This is a genomic window from Marinobacter salinus, assembly GCF_001854125.1.
GTDB classification, from domain to species: domain Bacteria; phylum Pseudomonadota; class Gammaproteobacteria; order Pseudomonadales; family Oleiphilaceae; genus Marinobacter; species Marinobacter salinus.
Genome location: NZ_CP017715.1, coordinates 1,052,700 through 1,068,740 on the forward strand (window position 1 = coordinate 1,052,700; position 16,041 = coordinate 1,068,740).

At 55.8% G+C, this 16,041-nt stretch carries 12 protein-coding genes; 8 read left to right on the plus strand and 4 right to left on the minus strand.

Annotation, left to right across the window (positions count from 1 at the left end; translation table 11 throughout):
- Positions 1-126: 126 nt before the first annotated feature.
- Positions 127-1,248 carry a beta-ketoacyl-ACP synthase III gene (locus BKP64_RS04835; RefSeq protein WP_070966707.1) on the plus strand — a complete coding sequence of 374 codons (1,122 nt, stop codon included), beginning with the start codon at positions 127-129 and terminating at the stop codon, positions 1,246-1,248.
- 8 nt (positions 1,249-1,256) lie between these two features.
- On the opposite strand, the gene BKP64_RS04840 is transcribed toward BKP64_RS04835, so the two are convergent.
- Complete coding sequence (locus BKP64_RS04840) at positions 1,257-1,664, minus strand: acyl-CoA thioesterase (protein ID WP_070966710.1); 408 nt, start codon at positions 1,662-1,664, stop codon at positions 1,257-1,259.
- A 92-nt stretch (positions 1,665-1,756) separates the two neighbouring features.
- Here BKP64_RS04840 and BKP64_RS04845 point away from each other — a divergent pair, with 92 nt between their 5' ends.
- The 5 genes from BKP64_RS04845 to dinG all read left to right on the plus strand — a co-directional run bounded on the left by BKP64_RS04845 (position 1,757) and on the right by dinG (position 8,818).
- The gene (locus BKP64_RS04845; protein ID WP_070966713.1) at positions 1,757-2,542 is read left to right on the plus strand and encodes an MlaA family lipoprotein; all 786 of its coding nucleotides are present in this window, start codon (positions 1,757-1,759) and stop codon (positions 2,540-2,542) included.
- A gap of 29 nt (positions 2,543-2,571) precedes the next feature.
- Positions 2,572-4,062, plus strand: coding sequence for a DUF3336 domain-containing protein (locus BKP64_RS04850; RefSeq protein ID WP_070973561.1), 1,491 nt, complete (start codon positions 2,572-2,574; stop codon positions 4,060-4,062).
- A gap of 94 nt (positions 4,063-4,156) precedes the next feature.
- Positions 4,157-5,866: an ExeA family protein gene (locus BKP64_RS04855; protein WP_070966716.1), complete on the plus strand. Its 1,710-nt coding sequence runs from the start codon at positions 4,157-4,159 to the stop codon at positions 5,864-5,866.
- A gap of 4 nt (positions 5,867-5,870) precedes the next feature.
- Positions 5,871-6,617 (plus strand): general secretion pathway protein GspB, encoded by a 747-nt coding sequence (locus tag BKP64_RS04860; protein ID WP_070966720.1) that lies wholly within the window; start codon positions 5,871-5,873, stop codon positions 6,615-6,617.
- On the plus strand, positions 6,617-8,818 hold the full coding sequence (gene dinG / locus BKP64_RS04865) for an ATP-dependent DNA helicase DinG (RefSeq protein ID WP_070966723.1): 2,202 nt from the start codon (positions 6,617-6,619) through the stop codon (positions 8,816-8,818). The genes BKP64_RS04860 and dinG overlap by 1 nt, the downstream gene beginning before the upstream one ends.
- Positions 8,819-9,088: 270 nt before the next feature.
- Here the strand turns inward: dinG and BKP64_RS04870 are convergent, their stop codons facing one another.
- Positions 9,089-11,830: a winged helix-turn-helix domain-containing protein gene (locus BKP64_RS04870; protein ID WP_070966726.1), complete on the minus strand. Its 2,742-nt coding sequence runs from the start codon at positions 11,828-11,830 to the stop codon at positions 9,089-9,091.
- A 251-nt stretch (positions 11,831-12,081) separates the two neighbouring features.
- Between BKP64_RS04870 and cysB the strand changes: the two genes are divergently transcribed.
- Entirely contained in the window at positions 12,082-13,059 is a 978-nt protein-coding gene (gene cysB / locus BKP64_RS04875; RefSeq protein WP_070966728.1) for an HTH-type transcriptional regulator CysB, read from the plus strand.
- Positions 13,060-13,088: 29 nt separating this feature from the next.
- Here the strand turns inward: cysB and BKP64_RS04880 are convergent, their stop codons facing one another.
- The gene (locus tag BKP64_RS04880) at positions 13,089-13,811 is read right to left on the minus strand and encodes a phosphoadenylyl-sulfate reductase (RefSeq protein WP_070966731.1); all 723 of its coding nucleotides are present in this window, start codon (positions 13,809-13,811) and stop codon (positions 13,089-13,091) included.
- A 210-nt stretch (positions 13,812-14,021) separates the two neighbouring features.
- On the opposite strand from BKP64_RS04880, the gene thrH reads away from it, so the two are divergent.
- Entirely contained in the window at positions 14,022-14,636 is a 615-nt protein-coding gene (thrH, locus tag BKP64_RS04885) for a bifunctional phosphoserine phosphatase/homoserine phosphotransferase ThrH (protein WP_070966734.1), read from the plus strand.
- Positions 14,637-14,664: 28 nt separating this feature from the next.
- On the opposite strand, the gene pabB is transcribed toward thrH, so the two are convergent.
- Positions 14,665-16,011 carry an aminodeoxychorismate synthase component I gene (pabB, locus tag BKP64_RS04890; protein WP_070973562.1) on the minus strand — a complete coding sequence of 449 codons (1,347 nt, stop codon included), beginning with the start codon at positions 16,009-16,011 and terminating at the stop codon, positions 14,665-14,667.
- Positions 16,012-16,041: the final 30 nt, after the last annotated feature.

Genomic DNA, 16,041 nt, shown 5'->3' on the forward strand with positions numbered 1-16,041 from the left:
GCCGGTTGCATCGATCCGGTGCTCACTGCACGGTTTGCTGGCGGGCAAATGCGAAAGACTGTGTTAGTATTTCCGACAGTACAATATTCAGGCATTTTGTTTTCATTACCATGACGTGGGGTTAGCGTGATTAAAGCCGTCATTAGCGGGACCGGTCTCTGCACACCGCCAGAAACCATTGATAACGACGAACTGGTGGAAGCGTTTAACCAGTATGTTGAGCTTCACAATGCGGAACATGCAGACGAGATCGCTCGCGGCGATATTGCTCCACTGCAGCCGTCTTCCTCGGCCTTTATCGAAAAGGCATCCGGCATCAAGCGCCGACATGTTATTGACAAGAAAGGCATCCTCGACCCGAACAGGATGACGCCTTACATTCCCGAGCGCACGAATGAGGCGCCCTCGGTTCAGTGTGAAATGGCCGTGGCGGCCTGTAACGAGGCACTGGAACAGGCAGGCAAGACGCCCGCTGACGTGGATGCGGTCATTGTGGCCTGCTCCAACATGCAGCGCGCCTATCCGGCTATCTCCGTGGAAGTTCAGGACGCACTGGGCGTTGACGGGTTTGCCTATGACATGAACGTTGCGTGCAGCTCCGCGACATTCGGGCTCCAGGCCGCGGTGAACTCTGTGGAGAACGGTGCTGCACGATCGGTACTGGTTGTCAGTCCTGAGATCTGCTCCGGGCACCTGAACTTCCGGGACCGTGACAGTCACTTTATCTTCGGCGATGCCTGCACGGCGATCCTGGTGGAGCGAGAAGAAGATACTCGTGAAGGACAGGGTTTCGAGATCCTTGGTACCAGCCTGAAGACCAAGTTCTCCAACAACATCCGCAACAATTTCGGCTTTCTGAACCGGGCGGATGAGGCTGGCATTGGCCAGCCGGACAAGCTGTTCGTGCAGCAGGGCCGTAAGGTTTTCAAGGAAGTCTCGCCGCTGGTTGCTGAAACCATTCTCAATCAGCTGCAGAACCTGTCACTGGCCCCTGATAATCTTCGTCGCATGTGGTTGCATCAGGCCAATCTCAACATGAATCAGTTGATCGCCCGGAAGGTTCTGGGGCGTGATGCCACAGAGGATGAAGCACCGGTTATCCTGGACGAGTACGCAAACACCAGCTCGGCGGGATCAATCATTGCCTTTCACAAGTTCAAGGATGACCTCAAGGCCGGCGACCTGGGGGTAATCTGCTCCTTCGGTGCCGGTTACTCCATCGGCAGCGTTGTGGTGCGCCGCCGCTGATCGTAGCTTTATCCGGCTGCCAGTTCCCTGAGGGTGTCTGGCAGCCTGGTGGCAGACCGCCTCTGGCGGTCGAACCAGACGATCTTTGCATACCCCTCAGCGTAGACGTCGCCGGTGTCGGAATCCGTCAGCACGTGGTAGGTATCCAGGCTGGTATTACCGGCCTTGTCGGCGTATGTTTTCACTACCACAGTAGCCGGGTGGCTCAGCTCCTTCAGAAATGTTGCGCTGGTCTTTATAATAACCGGCCCGGTCGGTTCTTCCGAACCTCCCAGACCCAGTGATGAAAGCCATACAATCCGGGCTTCCTCGAAGAAGCGGAAATAAACGGTATTGTTGGCATGGCCGTAAGCATCCATGTCGCCCCAACGCAGAGGCATGGTCAGGGTGCTCACGTGGTTTCCCGGTACTGACATAAAGTTCCTCTGGAACAACAGTTTGAATAAAAAAGAAAAAGCGCCGGTAGTTTTGACGAATCGTAACGATCTTAACAACTCAAGAGCTGATGATGAGACAAATTTTTTTCCGGCGCGGGCCTTGTGCCCTGATACTGATGACGTTTCTTTTCGCCCTGCCTATGGGCCAGGTTGCTGCGCAGGCGATGCAGGAGCCTGCTCCGAAGGGGTCGCCTGCGGTTGACGCGAAAGATCCGTACGAAAATTGGAACCGGAAGGTCTTCCGGTTTAATGAGACGGTTGATCGTTGGGCACTGAAGCCTGTGGCACAAATGTATCGTGATTTTATGCCCGGTTTTGCCGACAGGGCCATTACGAATTTTTTTAACAATCTGCAGGAAGTCAGGAATTTTACCAACAGTCTGTTGCAGCTTAAAGGCGAGTCTGCGGTGGTCGCGGCCGGGCGTTTCACCTACAACACAGTATTTGGTCTTGGTGGTCTTATTGACGTTGCGACCGCCTTCGATTTACCGGAAAGGCCCGAGGATTTTGGTCAGACTCTGGGTTATTGGGGAGCGGGCGCCGGGCCTTATCTGATGCTACCCCTTCTGGGCCCATCGAATCCGCGACATTTCGGCGGACTCGCCACTGATGGGTTTGTGCTTCCGTCTCTGTGGGACAATGTTGAGAGCCCCGAGACCTACTATGCCCGTGCACTGCAGATTGTGGATAAGCGGGCTGACCTTATTCCGGCCGAGAGCTTTATTTCCGGCGACCGTTACACCTTTGTCCGGAACGCTTTTCTTCAGCGCCGGGAGTTCCTTATTAATGATGGCAGGGTTGTGGAAGACCCCTTTGCCAGTGGTGATGATGAAGATCTGATGCTTGAGGGTTTCTAAGCAGGTCCCAGGAACGGATGAGGTCAGCGGTGATTAAGGATCCAAGGATTAACAAGTTTCGGAAGATGCTGGCGGAGGCACCAAATTATGAGGTTTGGAAAGCCGCGGCACTGGAACTGGATTTTCTGGAAGGTAATGCTGACTGGAAGGAGGATTTCGCTTCCGACCTCTACCATTACGAGGTTCTTTTCGACCGCCTGAGCAACCTCAAACAATACCGTCAGCAAAACGATTTCGACCGCCTTAAGCGGGCGTTACGGGAAGGGTTGCATCACGATCTCGGAAACATGGGTAATCCCGCCCTGTATACCCGTTCCAGGGTCGGCACCAAACACCTGATCGAGGAGTATATTACCCAGGTATGCGAAGCCCTCGACTTTCTCTGTGATCATCCGGTTCCCGGCTTCCCGATTGCCGACAAACTGCAGTTCTTTCGCGATACCCTCACCAGCTATGGCCGTCCCTCCTTGCTGCTGAGTGGCGGAGCGACCCTCGGCATGTTCCATTTTGGTGTTATCAAGGCGCTCTGGGAGAAGGGCCTGTTGCCCCAGGTGATTGCCGGCTCAAGTATCGGCGCCATCATTGCCGGCATTCTGGGCGTTCACACAGACGCCGAAGTTCCGGAAATGCTGGTTCCCGAAAACCATAACCTGAAAGCCTGGAAGTGGCGGGGGTTATTGAGTGCCGTGCGTGGCAATGGCCTGATGGATCAGGAGCAGCTTCGCTCCTGTCTTAGGGCGAACATCGGCGAGTACACGTTTGAGGAGGCCTACCAGCGTACCGGGCGCTCCCTGAACGTCAGTGTTTCGCCGGTCCAGGCGCATCAGAAAGCTCGCCTTTTGTGCGGTTATACTTCTCCCTATCTCACGGTTTGGAGTGCCGTGCTGGCCAGTGCTGCGGTACCGGGTATTTTCCCGCCGGTCACGTTGATGAAAAAAGATATCGATGGCAATACCCTGCCATACATGCCAAGGCTGAAGTTCGTAGATGGTTCGGTGGTGAGCGATCTGCCCATTGAACGCCTCATGCATTTGTACGATGTGAACTTCACCATTGTCAGCCAGACCAATCCGCATGTGGTGCCGTTCCTGAGCAACCGCGGGAAGGACGAGAAACTGTCGTTATCCGGATTGCCCATGCACCTTCTGAAGTCTGAAATCCAGTTTCATGGTCAGGGTGTTTTCGATTACCTGAGAAAGCGGCTGAAGCCGGAACTGTTACGGCAGATGTCCGGCCAGCTCCACACCATAATGGCCCAGCGGTATTCGGGGGATGTCACCATTGCGCCGTCCTATTCCTTCAGGGATTACCGGCGCATGCTGTCGAATCCTGACCCTGCGTATGTTCGTGAAATGATTTTGGCAGGTGAAAGAGCCACCTGGCCGAAAATCTCCATGATTCGCTCCCATGCCCGTATCTCCAAGACCCTTGAGCGCTGCGTGCGGCGCCTCAAGCAGCAGAACCGGCGTACTGCGGAACTAAGGCTGATAAGCAATGCCGACAGGGATTTCCTGGGGTGACAGGCTTGCAAGCCGGGCGGTATGATACCGCGATACCGAGCCGGGCAGGCTATCAGCCGATTAACCCAACGCCTGAGTACCAGACTGGACACCCATGTATTACGACTTTTTCGGCTTCCGGGAACCCCCGTTCTCTATAGCGCCTGATCCCCGATATCTGTACCTGAGCGAGCGCCACAAGGAAACACTGGCTCACCTTATGTACGGTGTGCAGGGGCAGGGTGGCTTTATCGTGATTACGGGGGAAGTAGGCACAGGCAAAACCACGGTTTCCCGTTGCTTCATTGAAAACGTGCCCGACAATGTCGATATCGCGTTAATCCTGAACCCGAGACTCTCGGCTCGTGAACTGCTGTCAAGCATTTGCGATGAGCTGGAAATTCCTCATGGCATAGGGGCCAGCATCAAGGAGCTGGTGGATTTAATCAATCAGGACCTCCTGAAAGCCCACGCAGCCGGGCGCCATAAGGTTCTTATGATTGACGAGGCCCAGAACCTGTCCGCCGATGTTCTTGAACAGCTGCGACTTCTGACAAACCTCGAAACAGCCGAAAAGAAACTGCTCCAGATCGTGTTGCTGGGGCAGCCGGAACTGCAGCAGATGCTTGCCCTGCCAGAGCTTCGGCAGCTAAATCAGAGAGTCACCGCACGTTACCACCTGGACGCCATTGGCAAAGCAGAGCTGCCTGCCTACCTGCGCTACCGGCTGAGTGTGGCTGGCGTACGCGGTGACATTTTTTCTTCGGGAGCGGTTCAGAAACTGTTTCGGGAAAGCCAGGGTATTCCTCGTCTTATCAATCTGATCAGCGATCGCGCTTTATTGGGCGCTTACGCGGAAGGCGAACACGAGATCACGGCCGCCCATATCCGTCACGCTGCAAAAGAAGTGCGGGGAAATCAGGTTGGCCGGAAGTCAGCTCAGTCCCGGCAAGGTATCAGGAAATCAAGGTATCTTGTTTTGGTCGCGTCTGTTCTTCTCGCGGTCATCGGAACGGCTTCACTGGTGAAGCGGTGGCCATTTCCGACGGCGATATCCGTTGATGAAGGCGTATCAGCACCGGTGACCGGTATTATCGAGCGCGAAGGCTCTGATACCTTGCCGGAGCAACCGGGCCAGTTGACATCAGTGGAGCTACCCGCCGTGGCGGAGCCCGAAGCCCGTGATGCTTTGGCAACGTTCAGTTTTTCCGATCAGACGTTGAATCTGAGCGATGCCTTTCGTTCATTGTTCAATGTCTGGGGACAGGTGTATTCTCCGGCGGAATTCCCCGTGGCCTGTGATTTCGCCCCGGAGGTCGGTCTGGGTTGCCTTGAGCGACAGGGGAGCCGGACAAGCCTCGAATTTCTTAACCGGCCGGCTATTCTGTTGCTTCAGGACGGAGAGGGCAACCGGGGCTACGCTGTCTTACGCAGGTTGAAAGGCGATCGGGCGGAAATTGTTCTGTCAGGCGGAACCCGCGAACTTTCGTTCGCCAGTATTGAGCCCTTCTGGTTCGGCCAGTATCGGGTTTTCTGGCGCTTGCCGGAATATCAGACCGGCGATAATTTCTACGGTAATGGCTACGGCGAGCAACTGTGGATCGGAGCAAGAATGATGGAGCTGGCCGACAAAATTGGAAAGTCCGACTCCGAGAGTGCAAGGGTTAAGCGCATGTCTGCTGACGAACAGGTTCGTTGGTATCAGGAGCGAAAAGGTCTGAAGGTTGATGGAATTGCAGGGGCGATGACCATTATCCAGATGAACAATGACCTGGACGTATCCGTCCCCAGGCTGGTTCCATCAGCGCTCTCTGGGCAGGGGTAGTTGTATGTCCTACATACTGGATGCACTCAGAAAATCGGAGACAGAGCGCCGGCAAGGCAAGGTGCCGGATCTGGGGCAGCAGGTTCAGCTGATTCACCGGCCCCGGAAAAAGTCTGTGTCGCCCGTTGTCTGGGTTGCAGGTGCACTGATCCTGAATGCGGCCGTACTGGCTGTCATTTTCTGGCCGGACATCGGTGGCCGGGACTCAAGTCAAACGCAGTCTGAGCCTGAATCCGACAATCCGGCCAAAGTGCCGCCCGCAAACATACCGGCAACGGACGAACAGGCAACTGCTAAGGTTGTCACGGATAATGTGGTGCCGGCCGGTGAATCCATAACCACGGATGTGCCGGTAAAACAGGCACCGGGACCCGAACAGGCTTTGGTTGAAAGCGGAATGAGCGAATTTGCTCAGCCGGAGCGTGAACGCGCCACGATTATTGTGCCTTCACGTCCGGCGGCTAGCGATAGCCCGGTATTGTCCGATTCCACGCCGGCCGGCAGGGTACCGCACCTCGTAGAACTGCCACTTTCTTTTCAAAAGAGTGTTCCCGATTTGACATTTAACAGCCACATCTACTCTTCCGACCCGTCCTCTCGCCGGGTAATGATCAACAACAACTACCTGCGCAGGGGCGACAGTTTTTCCGGCCTTGTTGTCGAGAATATTACGGAGGACGGCGTAATTCTGAGCAAGCAGGGACAACAGTTCCGGGTTGGTACCGTCCGGGACTGGGTGAGCCCTCGCTGATGGCACTTACGGACGAAACCAAGCAGCAGATTCAGCAAGGTTATCGGGATGTTCTCGCGGGCAAGGATATCCGCGCCCGTTACGGCCAGCGTCTGATGATCGCCGAGATTGCCCGTTACATGGGGGATATTACTGATAACGATGGGCAACGAACGTCGCCGCCGGCGACCTGTGTCGTTGAAGCCGGTACGGGTACGGGCAAGACCCTGGCTTACCTTATTGCAGCCATTCCCGTGGCAAAGGCACTGGGTAAAACGCTGGTGATTTCCACCGCTACCGTGGCTCTGCAAGACCAGATTGTTCTGAAGGATCTGCCGGATCTGAAAAAACACAGCAAAATGGATTTCAGCTGGACCCTGGCCAAGGGCCGGGGCCGGTATCTGTGCATGTCCCGCCTGGAAGCCCGTTTGCACGACGAGGGCAACGGCGACAGCGACACCATGCCTTTGTTTCTTTTGGATGGACCTCAGGGTGAGGAGCCCGGCACCCGGGCTTTTTTCGAAGAAATGCTGGCGAGTTACGGTTCCAGGGAATGGGACGGTGACCGGGACCACTGGCCGGAGCAGATCCCGGACGATGTCTGGCGCCAGGTGACCACTGATCATCGCCAGTGCACTAACCGTCATTGCAGCTATTTCGACAGTTGCGCGTTTTTTGATGCCCGCAAAGATCTTGATGATGCCGATATTGTCGTGGCAAACCATGATCTTGTACTGGCCGATCTGGCACTGGGAGGGGGGGCCATTCTGCCGGAGCCGGAAAATGCACTGTTCATTTTCGACGAGGCCCACCACCTGCCGGCCAAGGCGCTCAACCATTTTGCCGCGTCAGTTCCGCTGAACTCCACCCGGCAGTGGCTAAAACAGCTGTCCCAGGCTTTAGCCAAAATGCAGCCTTATCTCGCGCCCTCGACCCAAGGTGCAAAAACCCTGGACCGGATCAGTTCTGCATCACGGGAGGTGGACCTGGCGATTGCCAGCGTGTACGAAGAGGCTGAAGACAATACCGGTTGGGAATTCAATGAAGAGCGCCGGTCCGCGCAATGGCGCTACCCCGAGGGCGAGTTGCCCGAAAGGCTGGCGGAACTGGCGGCAGAGGCTCGTATTGCGACCGCCAATCTTGTCCGTCACCTCGGTTCCCTCGCTGACGAGCTGCAGGGTGCTTTTGATGAGCGTAAAGAACACGAGATTGACCGGGATACAGCAGAAGCCTGGTTTCCGGTGATCGGGTCCTTTCACAGCCGGTCCGAGGAACAGCTCCGGCTGTGGGCCGCCTGGAGTGAGCAAACAGGTGCCGTGCAGAAGCAGGCGGAAACTGAGACAGAGGGCAGTGGCGAGCCTGAGGCGAGGCCTGCAGGTTACAGGAGCCCGCCGCCAGCGCGGTGGGCACTGAAGCAGCGCTGGGACCATGCTGAGGACATCACCCTTTACAGTTCACCGGTGCTGGCCGACAACCTGCTGCATTCGCGGCTGTGGTCCCGGGCTTATGGGGCAGTGCTCACCAGTGCCACCCTGACGGCGCTGGGCCGATTTGACCGATTGAGGACGCGGGCCGGATTGCCGGAGGCAACCCGTTATCTTGTTGTTCCCAGCTCTTTTCGTTACTCGGAGATGGCCACGGTTGAGGTCCCCGCGATGTCGGCAATGCCAACTGATGATGCATTCTCCAACGAACTGATTGAACGCTTGCCCGGGTTGTGGGCCGGAGAAAAGGCCACTCTGGTCCTGTTTACCTCCCGGCGTCAGATGCAGCAGGTACGGGACGCGCTTGCACCGGAATACCCGGAACTGATCATTACCCAGGATGACATGGCGAAAGGAGAGGTATTGCGCCAGCATTGCAGTCGCGTGGATGAAGGGCGTCCGAGCGTCCTGTTTGGCGTTGCAAGTTTCGCCGAAGGTATCGACCTTCCGGGTAAGTACCTGCACCACGTCGTCATTACCCGTCTGCCGTTTTCAGTTCCGGATGATCCTATCGAAGCCAGTCTGGCCGAGTGGGTGACTCAAAGGGGTGGTAATCCGTTCATGGAGATCACGGTACCGGATGCGTCAATCAAGTTGGTTCAGGCGGTCGGCCGGTTGCTCCGAACAGAAAACGATACGGGCCGGGTGACTATCCTTGACCGGCGGATTATTGCTCGGCGATACGGGCAACTGCTGCTGGATGCGCTGCCGCCTTTCCGGCGCATTATCGAGCGCTGAATACGGTGCCGCTCCAGCCATAAAAAAAGAGCCAGCCCTTTTTCGGGGTGGCTCTCATGGAAGGGGCTCTTTCGAACCCGGGCGTCGAAACAACGCAAAGCAAGAAGTCTGAAGGCCTGAAGTTTCAGAATTCAGGGTGAGGTGTTTGCCTCACCGTTGAAAGTAACAATACGGTAGTAAGGGCATAATTGGATCGTCCAAAGGGCGTAGTCGCATTAAAAAGTGACCGAGAAATGTGATGTGCTTCACAAAAAAAAGGGTGCATCCTGGTCAGGATTCCAGAAATCCCAGATTCCTTGCCCGGGCCAGGGCTTCAGTGCGCCGGCCTACGCCGAGCTTGCCATAAAGGTTGCGAATATGCGCCTTGACGGTCGCCGGCGCCACCTCCATTTTCGCGGCAATCTCCTTGTTGGCATGGCCCTCGTTGATCAGCGCGAGCACCTGCATCTCCCGTTGGCTCAGCGGCTCTTGAAGGGGCGAGGCTCCTGCATTGGCACTGATAACCGGCACGGGTGTCGAAGCCTCTGGCGCCGGGGCGCTTGAGCCTTCCTGCTGCCGGAGCATGCTGACCAGAGTGGCGTTCCAGGTTCCCGGGGCGTTTAGCGCCGGCAAGTTCAGCAGCAACGCTCGTAGCCTCGGGCTCTCTTCTGCAAACAAGCGCATAAAGCCCGCATTTGCAGCTTTTTTGACGGCTCGATCCAGCATTTCGAGCGCCTCCTCTCGCCGGCCCTGACAATCCAGAGCCTCGCCATAGACCAGGAGAATCTCTACCAGGTGCCGGTTGTGAGAGTGTCGTTCAGCGTCGGGAATCAGTTTCTCCAGTATTTCCTGGGCGTTTTCGGGCTGGCCAAGAGAAACCATTACCCGGGCAATACTGATCAGGTTTTGCTCCCGGTTCAGTGGGTTGGTGAACTTGTCATCATCCGGAGGTCCCAGGCAGGCCCGGGCTTGTTCCGGTTGCCCGATGGCCAAAAAGCACCGGGCGAGCAAAGCGGAGCTTGCAGGGGGCTCAAAAACGATGTGATCCCTGCGCCTGCGGCCTACATCGGCGGCATCTTCCAGAACCTCAATTGCCTCCTGAAAACGTCCCTCACTGAAAGCAAGGTGGCCCCGTACATACTGGATAATAACGTGCTGACCGGGTTCGGTGCCGCCTTTCACATGCTCAAGAAGGGGGGCCAGGTGCGTTGCGGCCACTTGTGGTTCGTTCCGCTCCCGATAGATTTCTGTCAGGGAACTGTTCTGCCAGCACGAAATCAGGCGAGGCTGGCTGGGGTCGGCGTAGTGCTGGTCCACCCAGCGACGCACCTCGGTGCAGGTGTCCAGTGCCAGATCAATGTCGCCACGATTGTATTGAATCCAGGCCAGCAGGCCGCCGCTGGAGAGGACGGTGCTGGGTTTGCGTTCCACCTGGCCATACCGCACCGCAGACTGCAATGCTTCCTCCGCATCTGCGAGATCTCCCTTGCCGTAGTAGTCGAGGCCGAGGCCATAGTAAGTGACGGATTTGAGGGGGATTTGGGTGTGATCAATATCCTTCAGAACCTGCTTTGTCAGGTCACTGGCGCTTTTGTCGTCACTGCGGGTCCTCGCCAGGTAGGAATGAATCAGTGATATTTCACTTTGCAGGCCCAAGGCGCCTTCGGCGTCCGGATGGGAGTCGGCTACCCGCCGGTCAAGGACATCTTCCAGAGAAAGCAGCAGCGGCTCGAGCATGTCCACCCGGTTGGCAAAAAACAAACCCCACACTCTGAGCATTTGCAGTTGGGGGCTGTCTTTCACCAGTTCGTCCGGCAGCGAACGAATCCAGTCAAGCACGGGCAGGTGATAGCCTCCGTGGATCAGGTTGTTGCCGTGTTCCGCAAGTACCCTGGCCAGCCAGGGCCAGTCCCGCTGGTGGGCAATCTGGGTAATACCCTCTTGCACGTGGCCGTGATCAAGTAACCATTCAACGGTCTTTTTCCGCAGCTGGAATGCTCTCTCCGGATCCTTCAGCTCTATCCTCTGGAGCAGGGCGTCCCGGAACAGGTCGTGATAGCGGAACCATTGGTTTTGGGTGTCCAGGGGGATCAGGAACAGGTTCTGGGTAAGTAGCTGCTCCAGTTTTTGCTGACTGTCCTGTGCCCCTCGAATGGTGTTGCACAGGGAAGCACAAAGACGGGGGCAACAAGCGGTATCCAGAAGAAACCGGGCAAGCTCTTCTGGTTGCTGGTCGAGTACTTCGGCAAGAACGTAGTCGCTGATCTGACGCTCGTCGACATCAAGATTAACCGATTTAAGGTTTGTCGCTGGTGTGCCGGGGGTTGCGGTTGCCTGGCCGCCACCGGATAACGCCGATAATTGCATGGCTGCCACCCAGCCTTCGGTCCTGCTGCAAATGGCGCGAACTTCGTCCTCCGGGATATTCAACCCCATGGTTTCATGGAAAAACCTCCGGCATTCGTCTTCGGAAAAGGCGAGCAGCCCGGGGTGAATATCCTGTACCCAGCACCGGACCCGCCAGCGTGCAAGCGGCAGCGGTGGCTCGGTACGGGACGCAAGGGTGACTGTGATTCCCGGCGGGAGGTAGTCAATAAAGTAGGAAAACTGGCGCTGGATTTCATGTCCGCGGATGAAGTGGAAATCGTCCAGGACCAAATTCCATGGACTGCCATCCGCTGCCAATACGTTTACCAGGGTCGTGATCGCGGCGGTTACCGCCTCCCCGGCATTCTGGGTGAGTTGTTTGCGGCACTCCGCCAGGCCTGCAAGTCCCGCGTGCTCGAATGCGCCAATCAGGTATTGCCAGAACCGCCGGGGTTCGTCGTCGTGCTCATCCAGTGACAACCAGGCGGCTGGTGACGAGGTGCGGGAACACCACTGCGCAACGAGAGTGGTTTTACCAAAACCCGCCGGGGCGATTACCAGGTTCAGCCTCTTGGGGTTCCGGGGGGCCAGTAACGAACTCAGCCGCTCGCGACTTACTGCACGTGGATCGGAGGTTGGCCGAAGAAACTTGGTGTTAAGCAGCATTGTTTTCCTGAACGCGGAAAGTGTCGATTACGGATTGTGTGCTATGACACAGTCAAGTCAAGGGGCCATGACCAAACCGTTGTATGCATGGCCCCGATACCTGCATTTTTGGTCTAAACTGTCTGAAAGGTATTGCCTAGACTAAAATAGAATGAAAACTGATACTTTTATGCGTATTCTCTGGTAAAAGTCACTGAATGCCTTGAACACGCAGTCCGCCGAAGGCCGGGAATCCAGGAGCAACAGACTCAATGAAATTACAACAGTTGCGCTATATCTGGGAAGTTGCGCATCACGATCTGAATGTGTCCGCAACCGCTCAAAGTCTCTTCACCTCCCAACCGGGTATCTCAAAGCAGATCCGTCTACTCGAAGACGAGCTGGGTCTGGAAGTTTTTGCCCGCAGTGGTAAGCACCTCACCCGTATTACACCCGGTGGTGAGATTATTGTCCGGGAAGCCGGAGAAATTCTTCGCCGGGTGGAAGGTATCAAGAAGATTGCCCAGGAGTTCAGTAATCAGCGCAAGGGCGATCTGAGTATTGCGACAACGCATACCCAGGCCCGATACGCGCTCCCGCCAATCATCAGCGGTTTTATAGAGGAGTATCCGGACGTGTCCCTGCACATGCATCAGGGCACGCCGATGCAGATCTCGGAAATGGCGGCCAATGGAGCCGTTGATTTTGCCATTGCCACCGAGGCGATGGAGCTTTTTAGTGACCTTATCATGATGCCTTGTTACCGCTGGAACCGCAGTGTCATCGTCCCCAAGGATCATCCGCTGGCTAAACTGCCTGAGCTGACACTATCCGAACTGGCTGAATATCCGCTGGTTACCTATGTTTTCGGCTTTACCGGCAGGTCCAAGCTGGATGAGGCGTTCCAGTCTCAAGGGCTGACGCCGAAGGTGGTCTTTACCGCCGCCGACGCCGACGTCATCAAAACCTATGTCCGCCTCGGGCTGGGCGTTGGCATCATTGCCAGCATGGCGTTTGATCCTAAAGCTGATCCGGATCTTGTCGCCCTTGATGCTCGAAAGCTATTCCGCCCCAGCGTTACCCGTATCGGTTTCCGGAAAGGGACCTTTTTACGAGGCTACATGTACGACTTTATCCAGAGGTTCGCGCCACATCTCACCAAGGAAAAAGTGGATGAAGCTGTCTCCCATCAGGGCAGCCGGTCGGAAATTGAGGAGTTGTTCAAGGATGTGGAGTTGCCCACCTATTAACCCGGTGGGCTTCCTTTTATTACCGTGGTTCAGCTTCTCGCGATCAGGTTGTCCGCGTGGAGCCCACATTCTTTCTTTGTCGCTTCTTCCCACCACCAACGGCCTTCGCGCTCGTGCTGGCCGGGGAGAACCGGCCGGGTGCAGGGCTGGCAGCCAATACTGACAAACCCTTTCTCATGCAGCTCGTTGTATGGTGCTTCGGACATCCGGATGTAATCCCAGACTTCCTTTGAGGTCCAGTTGGCCAGAGGGTTGAACTTGACCAGGGTCTTCTCGTCGGTCGAAAACGCCGTATCTTCCTGAATCAGGGGCACTTCATTTCGGGTACCGGGGCTCTGGTCCTTGCGCTGCCCGGTAATCCAGGCATCGACCTTTGCCAGCTTCCGCTTCAGGGGATTGACCTTGCGGATACCACAGCATTCGGAATGGCCGTCTTCGTAGAAGCTGAACAGTCCCTTTGCGTTAACCAGGTTCTGGACTTCTGCTGCATCGGGGCAGAGTACTTCGATGTCTATCCCGTAATGCTTCCGGACCCGCTCGACAAATTCGTAGGTTTCCGGATGCAGCCGGCCCGTATCGAGGGTGAACACCTGAAGGTTGTCCGTTAGTTTGTGAGCCATTTCTATTAAGACAACGTCTTCGGCACCGCTAAAGGAAATTGCAATGTTGTCATACTGCTTCAGGGCGGCCTTAAGGATGGCCCGGGGGCTTTGGCCGTCGAGTTCATCCTGAAGCTGTTGGATGTCAGTCATGTCATCGCTACCTGATCTAAATGTGTGAAAAGGTTACCATTAAATGCCTCATAGCCTGAAGGAATGACAATCTATATAGTTATTCCCACCGGCGAAACAGCACAAGGGCGCCAAGCACGATGCAATCCTCGCCGGATTTTCTTATCATACGGCGCAGATCCCCGGGGCCGTTCTGCTCCGGCACACCAAACTGTTAATCAGGAGACCACAGTGGAACTCGCTTGCCTTGACCTTGAAGGAGTACTGATCCCGGAGATCTGGATCGCGTTTGCCGAGAAGACCGGTATTGAAGAACTCAAGGCCACTACCCGTGACATTCCTGATTACGATGTGCTGATGACGCAAAGGCTGAAGCTTCTCGACCAGCATGGCTATGGTCTTCCACAGATTCAGGAAGTCATTGGCGAACTGGATCCGCTGCCGGGTGCGCGTGAGTTTCTCGACTGGCTACGTGAGCGCTTTCAGGTGGTTATTCTGTCCGACACCTTCTATGAGTTTGCGATGCCGCTGATGGCCAAGCTGGGCTTTCCGGCGCTGCTGTGCCACAAGCTGGAAGTAGCAGACAATGGCCAGATCACCGACTATCTGCTTCGTCAGCGTGACCCCAAGCGCCAATCAGTTCGTGCATTCCAGTTGCTGAATTACCGGGTTATTGCTGCCGGTGATTCGTACAACGACACCACCATGCTGGGTCAGGCAGAACAGGGCATTTTGTTCCACGCGCCCCAGAATGTGATTGACGAATTCCCGCAGTTTCCCGCCGTGCACAATTTTGACGACCTGAGGCAGGAATTCCTTAAGGCGAGTGCTGTTCACAACGTGTGACGTGCACCGAACGAACGGGGCGGGCCCTTCAGCTCGCTCCGTTAAAATTCTCTAGAAAATCCATCAATGGCCGAACCTTGGTCAGAGTTTCCTGATATTCACTTTCAGGGTCAGAGTCCGCCACTATTCCTCCTCCTCCCCAGCAGCGTATTGTGCCCTGGCCATCACAGAGCATGGTCCGGATAGCAATATTACTGTCCAGGGTTCCGTCCAGACCTCGATAGAACACTGATCCGCAATAGGGGCCACGCCAGTGCGGTTCCAGTTCCCGAATGATCTCCATGGCCCGGATCTTGGGCGCGCCGGTAATAGAGCCGCCCGGGAAAGCATCGAGCAAGGCTTTCATCGGGGTAACCCCGTCTGCCAGCTCGGCTCGAATGTGGCTAACCAGGTGATGAACGTTCCTGAAAGACTCCAATGCAAAAAGCTTATCGACAATGACGCTGCCTTTTGCTGCGTTCAGGCTGAGGTCATTTCTTAGCAGGTCGACGATCATCAGATTTTCTGCACGGTCTTTTGATGATGCTTCAAGTTCAGCCGCGAGGGCTGCGTCGCTCTCAGGTGTTGATCCCCGTGGGCGGGTACCTTTAATCGGGCTTGTTGAGACGGTAGTACCGGTAATTTCAAGAAATCGCTCTGGAGAAATAGAGAGAATGGAGGCTTCACCTACCCGGATGAACGCACTGTATGGCGTCGGGTTGGCCGTCGCCAGTGCCTGAAAGGCCTGCCACGGATCGCCTGTGTAGCGTCCTTTGAACTCCTGCGAAAGGTTTGCCTGGTAACAGTCGCCCGCCTCAATATATTCACGGATTTTTTCTACGCTTTTTTTGAATGCTTCCGGTAATTGGCAGGCCGCAAAGGGTGAAATCATGTGCCATGGCTCGGGGAGCCGGGGAGGCTCGGCGGACAGCCAGGAATCAAGCCTTTCACGTATTTCGCCGGGACACTCCGGGTGAACCCAAAGGTAATAGGTATCGGTTTTCCGGTTGTGGCTGGCGGTCCAGAGGTAAAAGCCGGCAGAGAGCAGCGGTACGGATATCTCCGGGCAGAGGTTTGCCAGGCGCCTTTCTTTCACATAGCCCAATTCATAACTGAGGAATCCGATCCAGCCGCCGGTCAGATAGTCTTTGCTCGCAGTTTCAGGGTGAACCCGATAGGCATCGGTGAAAGATTCCATCCGGTTCGCCAGATCCCCGAATTCGTCTCTATCCAATAGGGGGGATCCAAGCGTTATTGACTTGATGGCGCATGCCGAAAAACCACTGTATGAGCCTCGTGCGGGCCCCTGTCCAACACTGCCGATGTAAGCAAAGTCAGGCTCACGGGATGCATGAGCCAATAAACGCTGGTATTGATCCTGGCTGATCGGCGCGATGACTGGAAGGCTCAAAATATCCTCGGAAAA

Coding starts and splice junctions, on each gene's coding strand:
- BKP64_RS04880 (WP_070966731.1), bottom strand. CDS start 13,811: ATGACTGACATCCAACAGCTTCAGGATGAACTCGACGGCCAAAGCCCC.
- BKP64_RS04870 (WP_070966726.1), bottom strand. CDS start 11,830: ATGCTGCTTAACACCAAGTTTCTTCGGCCAACCTCCGATCCACGTGCA.
- dinG (WP_070966723.1), top strand. CDS start 6,617: ATGGCACTTACGGACGAAACCAAGCAGCAGATTCAGCAAGGTTATCGG.
- BKP64_RS04840 (WP_070966710.1), bottom strand. CDS start 1,664: ATGTCAGTACCGGGAAACCACGTGAGCACCCTGACCATGCCTCTGCGT.
- BKP64_RS04845 (WP_070966713.1), top strand. CDS start 1,757: ATGAGACAAATTTTTTTCCGGCGCGGGCCTTGTGCCCTGATACTGATG.
- BKP64_RS04860 (WP_070966720.1), top strand. CDS start 5,871: ATGTCCTACATACTGGATGCACTCAGAAAATCGGAGACAGAGCGCCGG.
- cysB (WP_070966728.1), top strand. CDS start 12,082: ATGAAATTACAACAGTTGCGCTATATCTGGGAAGTTGCGCATCACGAT.
- BKP64_RS04855 (WP_070966716.1), top strand. CDS start 4,157: ATGTATTACGACTTTTTCGGCTTCCGGGAACCCCCGTTCTCTATAGCG.